Here is a 15,650-nt window from a genome sequence, read left to right on the forward strand (position 1 = left end):
GGGCAAGCGGCAGGCCGCCACGCGTAATGGTCCATTGTGCCGAACCGATCGCGCGCAAAAAGTCGCGAATTACGTAGTCCGCGGCACGGTTACGCCGGCAGCGGCAAACGCGCGCTACGAACAGCGCGCGCGTAAAACGGGCGTGGCTTGCCGATCGCGGTTCGGTGCCGCCCGAGCGGTAAGTTTTTCCCGTTGCCGCCGGCCGTGCGGTCCATTCATACTGATTGGTCAGGAGAAAACCGGGGCGGCGGCCGTGCACGCCGTTGCGGCGAACCTCCGCACACCACGGCATTCCCGATGCACTACCACCCCGACGACATCAACCGGCTGTTCCTGAGCGTGCCGACCTTGCAGTTGAACCGCCCTGCACCGGCCGAACGGTTTCTCGCTGCCGCCGTCGATACCGGAGCCGAACTCGGGCATGTCCTGCGCGAATACCCGCAGGTCCGCTATCAACCGCTCGACTTCCACTACCTGTGCCAGCAAAGCCTGTCCGTGCTGGACGACGCGCTGCTGGCCGACCTGACGCGCGACATGAATCACGGATGGCGCGGCGCGCACTGGGCCGCGCTGCTGATCGCGTTATCGGGCGACGCACGCTACCTGCCGCATCTCGACGAAGTCAGGCACCATCGCGGTGTCGCGTGGACCGTCGGGCTTGCCGAAGCCGCATCGCATCCGGATGCGTCGGCGTTTCGTGGTTGCCGGTCGATCGTGCGCCTGCGCAATCAGCTTGCCGTGTTGCCGCGCGTCGTCGTTCGACTGAGACCGTGCCCGTCGCCGGAAGCGATCGAAGCCAGGGCGATCGCCGTGCGTGCCGCGTATCGAAGCGGTGGCGTCGGCGCCGCGCTGCCGATTGTGCGCCGTTAACCAACCGTTCGACATTCGATTCCGTGCCGACGGCTCGAACGGCCTGACGTCGCACTGAAACCGAAACGCGCCGCCGACACCTCGACACGCCCCCTCCCGCGCCACACACTCCCCGACGCCTGCGCCGACTCGCCGCGATTCCGCTCGATTTCGCAGAGGACCTTTCCTGTGCAGCGCCTTAATCGACCGTCGCGCGATCTCCAATAATGGCCGCTCGATCCGTCGGCCTGCACGCCGACGCGACCTGCCGGCCACCGGGCCGGGCCAACGATAAAAACTCCTATGCATTCCTACCAAATGAACAAGCATGCCGGCGCGCGCGTCGCGGGGACCGTTTTTGCCGCATGCATCACCGGCTTCGTGCCGGGCGTCGCACACGCACAAAGCAGCGTCACGCTGTACGGCCTGATCGATACGTCGATCACCTACGCAACCAACCAGCGCACGCAAGGCGCCGGCTCGCCCGGCAGCGGCGCCGTCGCGATGACGAGCGGCGCACTGAACGCGGCGCGCTGGGGGCTGCGCGGCCGCGAGGATCTCGGCGGCGGGATGGCCGCGGTCTTCACGCTCGAAAACGGCTTCTCGGGCACCACCGGCAAGCTGTCGCAGAAAGGCGTCGACCTGTTCGGCCGCCAGGCGTGGATCGGCGTGAGCTCGAAGACGGCCGGCACGCTCACGTTCGGTCGCCAGTACGACCTGATTCTCGATTTCGTGACGCCGCTCGGCGCGTCCGGGCCCGGCTGGGGCGGCAACCTCGCGGTCCATCCGTACGACAACGACGATTCGAACCGCAACCTGCGCATCAACAACACGGTGAAGTACACGAGCCCGACGTATCACGGGCTGACGTTCGGCGCGATGTTCGGCTTCTCGAACACCGCCGGCCAGTTCAGCAACAACGCGGCGTGGAGCGCGGGGCTGTCGTATGCGAACGGGCCGCTGAAGCTCGGCGCCGGCTACCTGAAGATCAGCCGCGACCGCAATGCGCCGAACCCGGACGGCGCGCTGAGCACGGTCGACGGTTCCGCGACGATCACGGGCGGCAACCAGCAGATCTGGGCCGCGGCAGGCCGCTATGCGTTCGGCCCGCATTCGGTCGGCGCCGCGTGGTCGCACTCGACCACCGACGGCGTGACGGGCGTGCTCCAGGGCGCCAGCATCGCGCCGCTGAAGGGCGAATCATTGGTGTTCGACAACTTCTCGGTCGACGGGCGCTTCTTCGTCACGCGCGCATTGAGCGTCGCCGCCGCGTACACCTACACGATGGGTCGCTTCGACACGCGCACGGGCCAGACGCGCCCGAAATGGAACCAGGTCGTCGCGCAGGCCGACTATGCGCTGTCGAAGCGCACGGACGCGTATCTCGAAGGCACCTACCAGAGCGTGAGCGGCGGCAACGGCATTCCCGCGTTCAACGCGACCGTCTGGACGCTAACGCCGTCGGCGAACAGCAACCAGATCGTCGTCGCACTGGGTTTGCGTCATAAGTTCTGACGACGCGGCACCCTGCTCGCTTGATCGCCTGCAGAAGCAGGAATGTCTCCCGGACTGTCGCGTCTGCGCAAAAAATGCGGAGAAACTGGTCACGCTGTGACATTTTTCCTAATCTAGTTGCAGCGGCATCGTGTTTCGGTGCTCCGGCCACAACACTCTTTCATATGGCGCCCCGCCGGCTTACGAAACGCATCGCGTGACGGAGCCGGCACTTTCGCGCCGTTGCGGCCGGATACGTACGTGCAGATGTGGCACGCACCACGCTTTCAACGCAGTCAACCGCGGGAGACGAACGATGAGCAAAACGAACCGATTTGCGGTTCTGGCAGCCTTCGCACTACTGGCCGGTTGCCACCATGCGGCGAAAACACCCGAGAATGCCGGCATGGCGCCGACGCCGTCGAGCGAAGCCGTCGCAACGGTGACGGCCGACGATCTCGACAATCCGAACAGCCCGCTCGCGAAGCGCAGCATCTATTTCGATTTCGACCAGTACTCCGTGAAACCCGAATACCAGTCGCTGCTGCAGGCGCACGCCGACTACCTGCGCAGCCATCCGGCGCGGCATGTGCTGATCCAGGGCAATACCGACGAACGCGGCACGTCCGAATACAACCTCGCGCTCGGCGAGCGCCGTTCGCAGGCCGTGATGAGCGTGCTCGAAACGCTCGGCGTGCCGGCCACGCAACTCGAGGCCGTCAGCCTCGGCAAGGAAAAACCGGTCGCGCTGGGGCACGACGAGGATTCGTGGGCGCAGAACCGCCGCGCCGATCTCGTCTATCGTTGAGCGGACGCCGCCGCGACGGCGGCATCGCGTAAAGGAACGCACTGCAGGCCGCGGGCCGCCGGGCCCCGGCCGCATCCGGACACCACCGAACCGCGACAGCGATCGCGCCACGTACTTCCAGCCGAAGTCGTGAACGCCGTGGCGCAAGATCGCGCGACGCACGCGGTCATGCTCAACGCAAGCGTTCGAGCCGCCGATGCAGCCAATGCGACATCACGGCCGACGTCACGAACGAATCGAGTATGGCGATCCCGTCGATGCCACCGATTTCATCCGACTTCAACAGATAGGTCTGCAGCAGCACGTATCCGATCATCGAACCGGTGCCCACGACGATCCCCAGCAGTACGAACCAGCGCCGCCGGATGCGCGTGCCGATCGCGCCCATGATGCCGCCCGCAACCGCCGCGGGCAGAAAATAGCCGAATACGAACGACGCGACAAAAACCATCAGCACCATGCCCGCGCAGAGTTTCAGCGTATCCCACTGCGGACCGTGAATCACGGACCACGCAACCAGCATCACGGACGGCCAGACAATCGCCGCAACGAGCGGGCCGCCGACGGCAAACGACAGGCAGCCGAACACAACGGGACTGGACGCACGCAGCGGTTTGCGCGGTGGACGATCGATGGTGGCACTCATGTTTTTGTCATCGGAATCGGAATGGCGGCGTGCCGGAGTGTACCAAGGCACCGCGCGGTGCGTCCGATCCGGCACCTTCACGCGCGACGATACGCAAAAAGCATGGAATAAACGGCCCGCCCGAAACGTTTCGTCATCGCGCAGTCGCGCGGTTCACGCGAACCGGCCTGTCCCGCGGCCTGCGCGCTGCAAGGAGATTGCAATGAAATCGGCAACGTTGGCCGCGGCGTTGATCGCGGCGCTGGTGCTTGTGCTGTCGGCGGGATGCACGTCTGGCAGCGGCACTTCGCAAGGGCCCGGCATGAGTCGGTATGGCGGCGGGTCGGGAGGCAGCGGAGGTGGAGGCGGTGGCGGCAGCGGCTACTGAAGAGCCACCGCAAAAAGTCGGGCGACGCATCGCGCGCGAGCGCCGGAAACCGGCTGCCTCGCGCGCGACGCCCCGCCCTGCGGCACGACTTAACGCATGGCCTTCACGTCGGCCGGCGTGACGCTCGCGGGCTGGCCGCCCCACGTCGCACGCAGGTAGTTCGCGAGCTGCGCGAGTTCGTCGTCGCTCAGCGTGTGCGCGAAACCCGGCATCGGCTGCAGGTTTTCGAGGCCGGCAAACTTCTGCTCGTCGATGCCGTCGAGCATCGCGACCAGCAGGTTGCGCGGGTCGCCCTGGCGCACCGTCGAATTGCCGTTCATCGGCACAGCGACGTGCGGCTTGCCTTCGCCGTTGAAACCGTGACAGCCCGCGCAGACCGCCAGATACACCGAGCGGCCGGCCGCGAGCTGCGCGGCATCGGCCGACACCGGCTTCACCGGTTGCGGCGCGGGCGGCGTATCGCCGAGCAGGTACACGGACAACGCGCGCAGGTCGTCCTTCGTCATGAATTGCGTGCTCAGGTGCACAACCGGATACATCTCGCCGAACGCCGAACCCTGCGGCGCGATGCCGACGCCGAAGAACGTCTGCAGGTCGGTGCCCGTCCAGCCGCGTGCGGCGAGGCCGGCCGGCGTGATGTCCGGCGCGGCCACGCGGCCGAGCGCGGCGCCCGCGAGCGGCTTCGCACTGTCGAGCTGGCCCGTGAGCGTGCGCGGCGTGTGGCATTCCGCGCAGTGGCCGAGCGCGTTCGCCAGATAACGGCCGCGCTGCCAGTCGGCGGATTGCCCGACCGACGCATCCGGCAGGCTGTCCTTCAGGAAGAACAGATCCCACACGGCCATGCCGAAGCGCAGGTTGTACGGGAACTTCAGGTCGTGCGCGCGGTTTTCCTGCGCGACCGGCTTGACCGTCATCAGGTACGCGTACATCGCGTCGGTGTCGGCGCGCGTGAGTTGCCGGTACGACGTGTACGGCATCGACGGATACAGGCGCTTGGCCGGCGCCTTGCCGTCGTGCAGCGCGGCGTAGAAATCGTCCGCGCTCCAGTTGCCGATCCCGTGATCCTTGTCGGGCGTGATGTTCGAGCCGTAGAACGTGCCGTACGGCGAATCGAGCTTCGCGCCGCCGGCGAACGGCGCGCCGTCCTTCGCGGTGTGGCACGCCGCGCAGTCGGCGGCCTTGACGAGATAACGGCCGCGCGCGACCTGGTCGGCACCGGGTGCGCCGGACGCCGCGTTCGACGCAGGCGCGTCATGGCCGCCGCAGGCAGCAAGCAGCAGCGCGCAGGCCGCCGCGAGCACGGGCAGGCCCGCGGCCCGCGCGACACGATGGGCGAATGTGCGTTTCATGCGGCGTCCTTCACGAGTCCCTGCGTCGTCAGCACCACGTCCTTCACGGCTTCGTAGTAGCGGACATAGCCCGTGCAGCGGCAGATGTGCGCGTCGAGCGCTTCGGTAATCGTGCGTTCGACGTCGGCCTTCGCGACCGGCTCGCGCTTCAGGCGCTCGATCAGCACGGTCGCCGCGTTGACGAAGCCCGGCGTGCAGTAGCCGCACTGGAAGCTGAAGTGCTCGAGAAACTTCTGCTGGATCGGCGACAGTTCGACCACTTCGCCCGCATCGTTACGCTTCGCGTGGCCTTCGATCGTGCGGATCGAACGGCCGTGGAAGAAGTGCGCGCCGGTAATGCAGGTGCGCATTTCCTCGCTCGTGCCGTCCGGCTTGTCGACGATCACGACGCAGGCGTGGCAGATGCCCTGCCCGCAGCCGAGTCGCGAACCGGTGAGGCCTGCGTACTCGTGCAGGAACTCGATCATCATCAGCCCTTCGGGCACCTGCATCGGGCCGACGGACTTGCCGTTGATATTGATCGACAGCGGCTTCTGCTGGAACCGGACGAGCGGACGCTCGACGGCTGCCGGCTCAGCGGCCGGGGCGGATGCCGGTGCGGCCGAAGCCGCCGCCGGCGCGGAAGCGCCGGTCGCAGCCGCGCTGGCGCTCGCGGCCGAAGCCGCGGTTTGGGCGGTCGTCATGCGAGCACCTCCTGAATCTTTTGCGGGGTCACCGGCAGGTCGGTGAAACGATGGCCGATCGCGTGCGCGATGCCGTTCACGATCGCGCCGACGACGGGAATCATCACCACTTCGGCAACACCCTTCGGCGGATCGGTCTCGGACAGCGGCGGCAGGATGTCGCCCGTCTGCGACCACACGGCGACGTCGGACGCGCGCGGCAACTGGTAGCGGTTGAAGTTCCACGTGCCGTTGCCCGGGCCGTCCTCGTAGAGCGGCAGGTATTCATGCAGCGCATGGCCGATGCCCATCGCGAGGCCGCCCTGCAACTGGCCCGACACGAGCTGCGGCGAGATCTGGTTGCCGCACTCCATGATCGAGTGGTGCGTGATCAGTTCGACCTTGCCGGTCGCTTCGTGCACGGCCAGCTCGACGAGCGTGCCGACGGCCGTGTAGTACGTGACGGCCGCGTTGTTGCGGCTCGTCGGCGGGATGAACACGCGCTTGCGGTCCAGTACGCGATAGCCGTTCGCGGTCGGCGCCAGCGTGCCGCGCATCGCGGTCGCGCCGGCCGGCGCGGCGGTGCCCGGCACCGGGCCGTTGTCGTCGCCCGTCTTCGGCGCGCCGACGCGCAGCGACAGCCCGTCGATCGGCAGGCGATCGACCATGCCGCCCACTTCGAACTCGGCGTCGGTCCATTGCCAGCGGTTGAACACGTGCACGACGGCGCCGGTCGGCAGGCCGAGCGCATGCGCCTGCTTCGCGAGCTGTTCGAACGTCAGCGGCTCGAGGCCGTCGGCGGTCAGCTTGCCGTCGACCCAGCGCGCGTCCTCGATACGGATCGTGTACGGCGCGGCCTGGCCGCCGCCGAGGCCACGCGTCCAGATCGACATCGCGGCCGGCCACAGCCCGTAGCGGAACACCGCGCGCGCGGCTTCGCGCGTGCTGTGCGTGAAGTAGTACGCCGAGTTGGTCGCGCTCGACGGCGACGCATAGTTCGGCGACCAGCGCGGGTTCGCGCTCAACCGATCCTGGTCGGCCTGCGACATGAGGTACGGATCGCCGCTCGTCTCGACCGGCAGGTCCGGCCACTCGGTCACGGCGACGCGCACGTCCGTCGCCGGACGGCCGAGCCATTTCACGACCGCGACGGCCTGCGACGTCGACATCCCGGTGCCGATCTCGGCAGCCGTGTGCTGCAGCGACACCTTGCCGTGCTCGTCGAACTCGACCTTCGCGAACGATGCTTCCGCGCCCGTGCCGAAATCCTTCTGCACGCAGGCGAAGCCGACGCCGTAGCGCTTGCCCGGGTTCGCGGCCTCGAATTCGGCCTTGCGCGCGACGCGGTGCGTCCACAGCGGGTGCTGCTTCGCGCGTTCCAGCACTTCGTCGACGCGCAGCGCGCCGGCGGGAATCGCACCCTGCGTGTTCTTCATCCCCGAGCGCAGCGCGTTGCGCAGGCGGAAGTCGATCGGGTCGATGTTCAGCTGCGCGGCGATCTCGTCGACCGCCATCTCGGTCGCGGCCATGCTCTGCAGCGTGCCGTAGCCGCGTGCGGAACCGGCGTCGATCGCGCGTGACGCGATCGCGACCGAGGCCAGGTCGCTCTTCGGGAAGTAGTAGATCGATTGCGCGGCCGTCGCGCCGACCATCGCGACCGACGGCGAGAAGTTCATGCGGCCGCCGCCGTTCGCCTCGAAGTCGCCCTTGAACGACTGCAGCAGCCCCGTGTTGCGGTCGACCGCGATCCGGTAGTGCATCTTGAACGCGTGACGCTTCAGCGACGTCTGGAACTGCTCGTAGCGGTCGTTCGCGAAACGCACCGGGCGGCCGTCCGCGTACAGCGCGCAGACGAGGCCGTAGAACGGCACGTTGAAGTGATCCTTGGAACCGTAGCCGACCGTGTAGCACGGATGCACGAACAGCTTCTTCACCGGGAAGCGGCATTTCGCGACCATCGCGGCCGCGTTTTCCGATACTTCGAGCGGCGACTGGGTCGGCACGACGAGGTGCAGCGACTGCGTCGCGGCGTCGTACCAGCAGTTCGCGTTGTCGGGTTCGAGCGCGGCCGTATCGATCGACTGCGTGTTGTACTCACGGTCGAACACGAGCCAGTCGGCCGACGGATGATCGAGCTCGCCGGCGATCTGCCCCGCGAGGAACATGCCCTGCTCGTCGAGCTTGCCGTGCTCCTTGCCGTCCGGCCACACCGGCAGGTGCTTGCGCATCATGCTCGGGAAGATCGGCGCATCTTTCAGGCTCGAATAGACGTCGTCGTCGTAGGCCGTCTTGCCGCCCACGCGCACGTAGCGGAACGTGCCCCACGGATCGCGCTCGAGCGGGCCCGTGACCGCGCCGTAGCGGATCACGTCGTCGCGGAACTTGAGCGTGTTCTTCGCGAAGCGGAAGCGTGCGAAGTCGTGATAGATGAGGATCGCGACCGCATGGCCGAGATACGCGGGCGTCTTGCCGGCCGGCAACAGCATGTCGTCGCCGTAGAACGCCGGGAACGCGACGCCGTCGCGCGCGAGATCGTCGGCCGTGACCACGCGGTCCGGTTTCAGGTCGTCGCCGAGCAGCGACAGGTCGAAGCCTTCGTACGTGCGGTCGGCCTGCGTGGCGCGCAGGATCAGCGCATGCGACTGCTGCTGCGGCCAGTGCGGCATGTCGGCCGCGCGCACGTCGCGGGCGAACACTTTCGAGCCCGTGACCTTCGCGATGCCGTCGATGCGGAATTGGGGGATGCCGGTGACGCTATCCCATTTGACCGGGGTGAGGAGTTTTTCTTCGAAGAGCGCCGCGAATGCGCGGCTGCCCAGGGGCGCGACATACACTGCGACGCCCGCCAGCACGCTGGCTTTCAGAAAACCCCGCCGTGACAGGCCGTGGTTTTTCATTGGGGGGAACCTCCTGATGCGGCTCGGACGGCGATAGGGTGTCGCGGCGTTCGGAGCGGCGCGCATTCTGGCATTGTTTTTGATATATCGCCTATAGTATTTCTCGCATGAAATACTTATTGAATTTCTTATAACGAGATTCAGCCGGGCTGCGGCGGCCGGTCGCGGCGCGCAACGCGTCGACGATTTGCGCGCGTTTGCCTGCCGACGCGCAAGCGCGCCACCCATGGCGGCTGGTCTCCGGTCAGCCGCCGCACATCGTCTCGCTGTGCAACGATGCTGCCTCCGCGTCGTCGAATGCGCAAGACCTTCGCAGGCGTGGTTTACGACTAGCGGCCGGGGCCCGCCGGCCCGTCCGGTGCCGGTGCCCGGACGCTCCGCGCCGCGCATGTTTCATGGTAATGTCGCGCGTATCCGGCTTGGCCGGTGCTTCCGCCACGTGCCGTGCGGGCATCGCCAGCCATCGCTACATCGTGTCGAGGTCAAAAATCATGGCAGTCAGGGCATCTCTCCTGAACTCCGTTCTCGCCACTCCCCCCTCCGGCAACCACCGTGTGACGGCCGCGCTGCGCCCGTCGATGCTCGTCACGCTGTTCGAGGACGTCCGCCCGATGGCGTTGTCCGGGCTGGCGAGCGGCTTCGTCGCGGCCATCGCGCTGATCCGGCTGCAGCAGCTCTGGTGCCTCGTGTGGCTCATCGCCGACATCAGCCTGCTCGCCGCCCGGCTCGCGATCGCGCGTGCCTATGCGGTGCAACGCAACGCCGGTAACGATCGCGCCGAATACTGGGCGATGCGCTATGCGCCGGTGTCGCTCGTCGCGTGCTTCGTGCTCGGCCTTGGCGTGATGGGCTGCATACAAGCCGTCGACGTCGAGCTCGGCACGCTGTCGGTGATGGTCGCGGGCGGCGTGTTCGGCGGCATCGCGTCGCGCAATTCGGCGCTGCCGCGGCTCGCGATGACGCAGGTCGCGCTCGGCGTGCTGCCGATCGGCGTCGGCGCGCTGCTGGCCCACCGCTCGGGCGCGTGGCTGCTGCTACCGCCGCTCGCGATCTATCTCGCGGCCATGCGCACGGTCGTGCAGCGCCACTACCGCGTGCTCGTCGCGCTGATCGCCGCGCGCCAGCGCAACGCCGAACTCGTCGCGCGCTTCGACGCCGCACTCACCTATATGCCGCACGGCCTGTGCATGATCGACGGCGACAGCCGCGTGATCGTCGCGAACCGGCGCACCGCGCAGCTGTTCGGCTCGCCGCGCGAGATCATGCTCGATACGCCGCTGCCCGACGTCGTCGCGGCGCTCGGCGCGAACGCCGTGACCGATGCGCGCGACGCCGGCCTCGCCGCGCAGTGCGCCGGCTGGCTGAACCGCGACGAGCCCGCGCCGTTCGACATCGTGCTCGGCGACGGCCGCCAGCTCGAACTCACGCGCCATCGCGTACCGGACGGCAACGCGGTGATCATCGTCGAGGACGTCACCGCGCGCCGCCGGACCGAGCAGCACATCCGGCACCTCGCGCGGCACGATGCGCTGACGGGTTTGCCGAACCGCCACGAACTGCATGCGGAGCTCAAGCGGATGCTCGCGCGCCGGCCACGCATGCCGGGCCCCTCGCTCGCCGTCATGTATCTCGATCTCGACGGCTTCAAGGCGATCAACGACCACTTCGGCCACCAGGCCGGCGACGAAGTGCTCACCCAAGTCGCCGAGCGGCTTGGCAAGACGCTGCCGCCCGGCGAGCTTGCGGCGCGCATCGGCGGCGACGAGTTCGTCGTCGCGATCGACGACACGACGATGCACGCGTGCTCGATCCTCGCCGCGCGGATCATCCGGCAGATCTCGGCGCCGTACACGCTATCGATCGGCGAGACCGTCAGCTTCGGGATCAGCATCGGCATCGCGCTCGACGACGGGCACGGCTCGCCCGACGACCTGATCCGGCAAGCCGACAGCGCGCTGTACGACGCGAAGTCGAACGGCAAGGGCATCTACCGCTTCTATTCGAACGGGAGCCGGCGCGTGGCGCCTGCCGCCGCGAGCTGACCCGACACCGCGCGCATCGGCCGCGACTCCGTCTTTCCCCTGCCGTCCGCCTCCTCCCGACGATTCAATTCCGAAACCCTTTGCGTGTTCGCACGTCACGCGGCGCACTCGCGTGTCACGTGACGTGTTCCGTAACATCGTCGGTTTCGACGCGTCACGTTGGCCGCAGAAGCCGGCACGATCGATGCAGGGCAAGGCTTTTCATGGCTGGCACTCTTATTGCTCCCTGTCAGGGAAACAGGTTGTCAGGGAGACCCACCATGAATACCGTCGAAGTCCTCAGCCGCAGCGAAACCATCGACGAACTGGATGTGATCGACGGCGCATCGCTGATCCGGCGGCTCGTCTCCGAGCGCCGCATGCCGGCCGCCCGCGAAGCCGCGTGCGTCGACAATCCGCCGCTGACGCTGTACGGCGCGTTTCGCCAGGGCGTCGCCGATTACGGCACGCGCCGCGCGAATCCGTATCGCGCCGGCAGCCGTTTCTGGGCACTGTGGGAAGAAGGACGTCTCGAAGCTGAAACATCGGGCCGGTAAGCCGGCCGCACGCGCCGGCCCTGTCGCGGCAAGGGATCGGCGCGAAACCGCACACAGGAATGCAGCCGGCCGGCGCGCCGGCATGCGTTCACCGATGCAACATCGCGCACGGTCGCGCGTATCGAAACAACGGCTCGCCCATGCGCATCCGCGCGCATGCCGGTTGACGGCGTTCGGCGTTACCCGCCCCCGGTGCGCCGCGCGGCGGTCGTTTCCCGATAAGATGGCAGATTCCGTTCATCGCACGATGCCGCCATGACCGTCTCTTCCTCACAGCGAAACCCCATCCACTGCGAAATCGATCTCGACGCGCAAGGCAAGCACGCGGGCTACCTGCGGCTGCCGCATTCCGTGCACCGCTCGGCGTACGGCTGGCTGCCGATCCCGATCGCGTCGATCCGCAACGGCGACGGGCCGGTCGCGCTCGTGATGGCCGGCAACCACGGCGACGAATACGAAGGCCAGATCATCGTGTCGCAGCTGATGCGCGAGATCGAGCCCGAGATGGTCCGCGGGCAGTTGATCCTGCTGCCGATGGCGAATTTCCCGGCGGCGGATGCGGGGCTGCGCGTGTCGCCGCTCGACGAGGGCAACCTGAACCGCAGCTTCCCCGGCGATCCGACCGGCACGCCGACGCAGATGATCGCCCACTACATCGAGCATGCGCTGCTGTCGCGCGCGCAGTATCTGGTCGACCTGCACTCGGGCGGCAGCTCGCTGCTCTACCACGGCGGCAACATGCTCGCGATCGATCCGCTCGATGCCGACGAAGCCGCGAAGCTCAACGGGTTGCTGGTCGCATTCGGGTTGCAGAATGCGCTGCTGCACGCGCCGAATCCCGTGCATTCGGCGTCGGCCGCGCGCCGGCAGGGCGCGATCTCGATCGTGACCGAACTCGGCGGCGCGGGCATGGCCGATCCGTCGCTGATCCGGCTCGGCCGCCACGGGCTGCTGCACTACCTCGGCTATATCGGCCTGCTGCACGGCGCGCTCGTGCCCGACGCGCCGCCGACCGTCACGCGCTTCATGCGCGTCGACGGCGACCGCCATTTCGTCTATGCGTACGAGCGCGGGCTGTACGAGCCGCTCGTCGAACTCGGCGACCAGGTGAAGGCCGGGCAGCCGGCCGCCTGGGTGCATTTCCCCGATACGCCGTTGCGCGAACCGGTGCTGCACCGGTTCAAGGGCGACGGCGAAGTGGTGTGCAAGCGCGTGCCCGCGCAGGTGCGGCGCGGCGATTGCCTGTTCCAGCTCGCGGAGTTGTCGGCGGCGCCGAGCATAGGCCAATAGGCCAGTTCCGGATTCATCCCTTTTCCATGCAGTCTGTCGTTCGTGACGGACGGCATACGTGCGTCATTAACCAACTTGACAAATTAACTTACTTGGTTATGATCGCAAATGGAAAAGAGAAGGCCTCATTGCAAGCTGCCCCTCGTCAAGGCGCTGGTCGAATCCGGCAAGGTCCGGTTGACCACGAGTGCGGTATTCGGCGCCCGGCAACTGGGTTTCACGGAAAGGGAGGCGCTCGATGTCGTGATGTCGCTGACCGACCTCGACTTCCACAAGAGCATGACGACGTACGCCGACCACACGATCTGGCAGGACGTCTACCGGCCGTTGACGGTGCGTGGCGACGTGTACCTGAAACTGACGGTGATCGACGATGTGCTGATCGTGTCTTTCAAGGAGCGATGATGATGAAATGCCCCGCATGCGGTGCCGCCAGGCTGGTCCGCGACACGCGAGACATCCCCTATACCTACAAAGGCCGGTCGACTGTCGTTCACGATATCACCGGCGATTTTTGCCCGGCCTGCGGGGAATCGATACTGGATCTCGACAAGGCGACCCGTCTCGGCGAAGCGATCGCCGAGTTCAACAAGCAGGTGAACGCAACCATCGTCGACCCGAAGTACATCGCGAAGGTGCGCAAGAAGCTGAGGCTGGATCAGCGCGAGGCGGCCGAGCTCTTCGGCGGTGGCGTCAACGCGTTCTCCCGTTACGAGACAGGCAAGACGAATCCGCCGCTTGCCCTCGTGAAATTGCTGAAGATCCTGGATCGTCACCCCGATCTACTCGCCGAAGTTCGAGCAGCCTAGGCGCTCGCATGTCGGCATCGCGCATGCGTCGAGCACCGGCTCCGACGCATGCGCACGCGGCCCGTCATCCCCACCCCACGCCCGCTGCAAGCCTTCTGACGCCTCCCGCGAAATCCTTATCGAAATTGCTTCGTTCGTCTTTGCCGGCCGCGCCGCTAACGTGTTCGAAACGGCGGCGGCCCGCCCCGTGCATCGCAGGATGCGCACCGGCTGCCGTCATCACGACAACCGCGTCGCGATAACGGAACAGACCGGACGGGCCGCGTGCCCGAGCCCCGCCAGGAACGTCCGCATCGCGCGCCCTTCGCGATGCCCATGGCCACGACCGACCGCATCATCGATACGACGCCGCTCGACGTCCGCGCGCAACCGCTGATCGACGCGCTGATCGACGAATATTCGACCCGTTACAACGCGTATCGCCCCGACAGCCGCGCATCCGCGCGCGACGAACTCGCGCGCTACCCGGCCGAACTGTTCGCGCCGCCCGAAGGCGCGTTCGTGCTGCTGCTGCGCGACGGCGAAACCATCGGCGGCGGCGCGTTCAAGCGCTTCGACGCGCAGACCGCCGAACTCAAACGCATCTGGACCCGCACGGACCTGCGCCGTCAGGGTCTCGCGCGACGCATCGTCGATGCGCTCGAACTGCGCGCCGCGCAGCAAGGCTATCGCCGCCTCTACCTGACCACCGGTTTCCGCCAGCCCGAAGCGTGGGCGCTGTACGACCGCACCGGCTATACGCGGCTGTTCGATTCGTCGATCGACCCCGAAGCGTATTTCCACCTGCGGTTCGGCAAGGATCTCGCCGATCCGTCGCGCACGTCGACGCTCGTCGACCTGTGGGCGCCCGTGCCCGAACCGGTATTGCAGCGCTGACCGCGCAACCAACGGCTCCGTTTTCCTCCGACTCCGATCTCCGCTTCCGCTTTCCACGACAGGACGTTTTCATGCAACGAGCCGTACCGCTTTCTTCCCGTGCCGTGCGCACGCTGGCCGCCGCGCTGATCGGCCTGACCGCATTCGCCGCGGCCGCCGCGACGTTCGACCTGAGCCCCGAGCAGCGCGGCCGCCCGCGCGGCACGGCCGATGCGGCGGTCGAACGCGCGGTACCCGCGTCGTTCAAGTTCGCCGAGCCCGGCACGCTGACGATCGGCATCGCACCGAGCCTGCCGCCGATCAGCTCGTATGCGACCGACGCGCGCACGGTGATCGGCTTCGACGCGGACGTCGGCCAGCTCGTGTCCGACAGTCTCGGCCGCAAGCTGAAGATCGTCGCGCTCGCGTGGGCCGACTGGCCGCTCGCGCTCGAATCGGGGAAAGTCGACGCGGTGATCTCGAACGTCACCGTCACCGAGGAACGCAAGCAGAAGTTCGATTTCTCGACCTACCGCAAGGACCAGGTCGGCTTCTACGTGCGCAACGACAGCAAGATCCAGGCGATCCGCGAGCCGAAGGATGTCGCGGGGCTGCGCATCGTGACCGACGCCGGCACCAACCAGGAAAAGATCCTGCTCGCATGGGACCGCGAGAACGTCGCGCACGGGCTGAAGCCCGTGCAGATCCAGTACTACGACGACCAGGCAATGCGCATCGTCGCCGTGCAGTCGGGCCGCGCCGATGCCGTGTTCAGCGTGAACTCGGTGCTCGCGTATCAAAGCGCGCAGCAAGGCAAGACGCGGCTCGTCGGCGCGATCAGCGGCGGCTGGCCGCGCACGGCCGATATCGCGATCGCGACGCGTCGCGGCAGCGGGCTCGCCGATCCGCTGACCGTCGCGCTGAACGGGCTGATCAGGAACGGTCGCTACCAGCAGGTGCTCGACCGCTGGAACCTCGCGTCCGAAGCGCTCGACCAGTCGCGCACGAATCCGCCGGGGCTGCCGAAGAGCTGAGCGCCGCGCGCG

At 67.2% G+C, this 15,650-nt stretch carries 14 protein-coding genes; 10 read left to right on the forward strand and 4 right to left on the reverse strand.

The window, feature by feature from the left end; all coding sequences use genetic code 11:
* Positions 1-297 precede the first annotated feature (297 nt).
* The 3 genes from VL15_RS18835 (at position 298) to pal (ending at position 3,151) form a co-directional block, all read left to right on the forward strand.
* On the forward strand, positions 298-870 hold the full coding sequence (locus VL15_RS18835; protein ID WP_048247666.1) for a hypothetical protein: 573 nt from the start codon (positions 298-300) through the stop codon (positions 868-870).
* Positions 871-1,152: 282 nt separating this feature from the next.
* Positions 1,153-2,364 carry a porin gene (locus tag VL15_RS18840; protein ID WP_080970877.1) on the forward strand — a complete coding sequence of 404 codons (1,212 nt, stop codon included), beginning with the start codon at positions 1,153-1,155 and terminating at the stop codon, positions 2,362-2,364.
* A gap of 295 nt (positions 2,365-2,659) precedes the next feature.
* Positions 2,660-3,151 (forward strand): peptidoglycan-associated lipoprotein Pal, encoded by a 492-nt coding sequence (gene pal, locus VL15_RS18845; RefSeq protein WP_048247670.1) that lies wholly within the window; start codon positions 2,660-2,662, stop codon positions 3,149-3,151.
* A gap of 172 nt (positions 3,152-3,323) precedes the next feature.
* Here the strand turns inward: pal and VL15_RS18850 are convergent, their stop codons facing one another.
* The 4 genes from VL15_RS18850 to VL15_RS18865 form a co-directional block, all read right to left on the reverse strand.
* Entirely contained in the window at positions 3,324-3,878 is a 555-nt protein-coding gene (locus VL15_RS18850) for a hypothetical protein (RefSeq protein ID WP_329955952.1), read from the reverse strand.
* Positions 3,879-4,253: 375 nt separating this feature from the next.
* Complete coding sequence (locus VL15_RS18855) at positions 4,254-5,513, reverse strand: cytochrome c (protein WP_048247673.1); 1,260 nt, start codon at positions 5,511-5,513, stop codon at positions 4,254-4,256.
* Complete coding sequence (locus VL15_RS18860) at positions 5,510-6,196, reverse strand: (2Fe-2S)-binding protein (protein WP_048247675.1); 687 nt, start codon at positions 6,194-6,196, stop codon at positions 5,510-5,512. Before VL15_RS18860 ends, VL15_RS18855 begins: the two co-directional genes overlap by 4 nt.
* Positions 6,193-9,072 (reverse strand): xanthine dehydrogenase family protein molybdopterin-binding subunit, encoded by a 2,880-nt coding sequence (locus VL15_RS18865; RefSeq protein WP_048247676.1) that lies wholly within the window; start codon positions 9,070-9,072, stop codon positions 6,193-6,195. Before VL15_RS18865 ends, VL15_RS18860 begins: the two co-directional genes overlap by 4 nt.
* A 491-nt stretch (positions 9,073-9,563) precedes the next feature.
* Between VL15_RS18865 and VL15_RS18870 the strand changes: the two genes are divergently transcribed.
* The 7 genes from VL15_RS18870 (at position 9,564) to VL15_RS18900 (ending at position 15,638) form a co-directional block, all read left to right on the forward strand.
* A complete protein-coding gene (locus VL15_RS18870) occupies positions 9,564-11,114 on the forward strand; it encodes a sensor domain-containing diguanylate cyclase (RefSeq protein WP_048247678.1) in 1,551 nt (516 codons plus the stop codon).
* 260 nt (positions 11,115-11,374) lie between these two features.
* A complete protein-coding gene (locus VL15_RS18875) occupies positions 11,375-11,650 on the forward strand; it encodes a hypothetical protein (RefSeq protein WP_048247680.1) in 276 nt (91 codons plus the stop codon).
* A 255-nt stretch (positions 11,651-11,905) separates the two neighbouring features.
* Positions 11,906-12,940, forward strand: coding sequence for a succinylglutamate desuccinylase/aspartoacylase family protein (locus VL15_RS18880; protein WP_048247682.1), 1,035 nt, complete (start codon positions 11,906-11,908; stop codon positions 12,938-12,940).
* Positions 12,941-13,048: 108 nt separating this feature from the next.
* Positions 13,049-13,345 carry a type II toxin-antitoxin system MqsR family toxin gene (locus VL15_RS18885; protein ID WP_048247685.1) on the forward strand — a complete coding sequence of 99 codons (297 nt, stop codon included), beginning with the start codon at positions 13,049-13,051 and terminating at the stop codon, positions 13,343-13,345.
* 2 nt (positions 13,346-13,347) lie between these two features.
* Positions 13,348-13,749 (forward strand): type II toxin-antitoxin system MqsA family antitoxin, encoded by a 402-nt coding sequence (locus VL15_RS18890; RefSeq protein WP_048247724.1) that lies wholly within the window; start codon positions 13,348-13,350, stop codon positions 13,747-13,749.
* A 315-nt stretch (positions 13,750-14,064) separates the two neighbouring features.
* Positions 14,065-14,625: a GNAT family N-acetyltransferase gene (locus VL15_RS18895; protein ID WP_048247687.1), complete on the forward strand. Its 561-nt coding sequence runs from the start codon at positions 14,065-14,067 to the stop codon at positions 14,623-14,625.
* A 71-nt stretch (positions 14,626-14,696) separates the two neighbouring features.
* On the forward strand, positions 14,697-15,638 hold the full coding sequence (locus VL15_RS18900) for an ABC transporter substrate-binding protein (RefSeq protein WP_048247689.1): 942 nt from the start codon (positions 14,697-14,699) through the stop codon (positions 15,636-15,638).
* Positions 15,639-15,650 lie beyond the last annotated feature (12 nt).

The organism is Burkholderia cepacia, from assembly GCF_001039005.1.
Classification (GTDB): Bacteria; Pseudomonadota; Gammaproteobacteria; order Burkholderiales; family Burkholderiaceae; genus Burkholderia; species Burkholderia theae.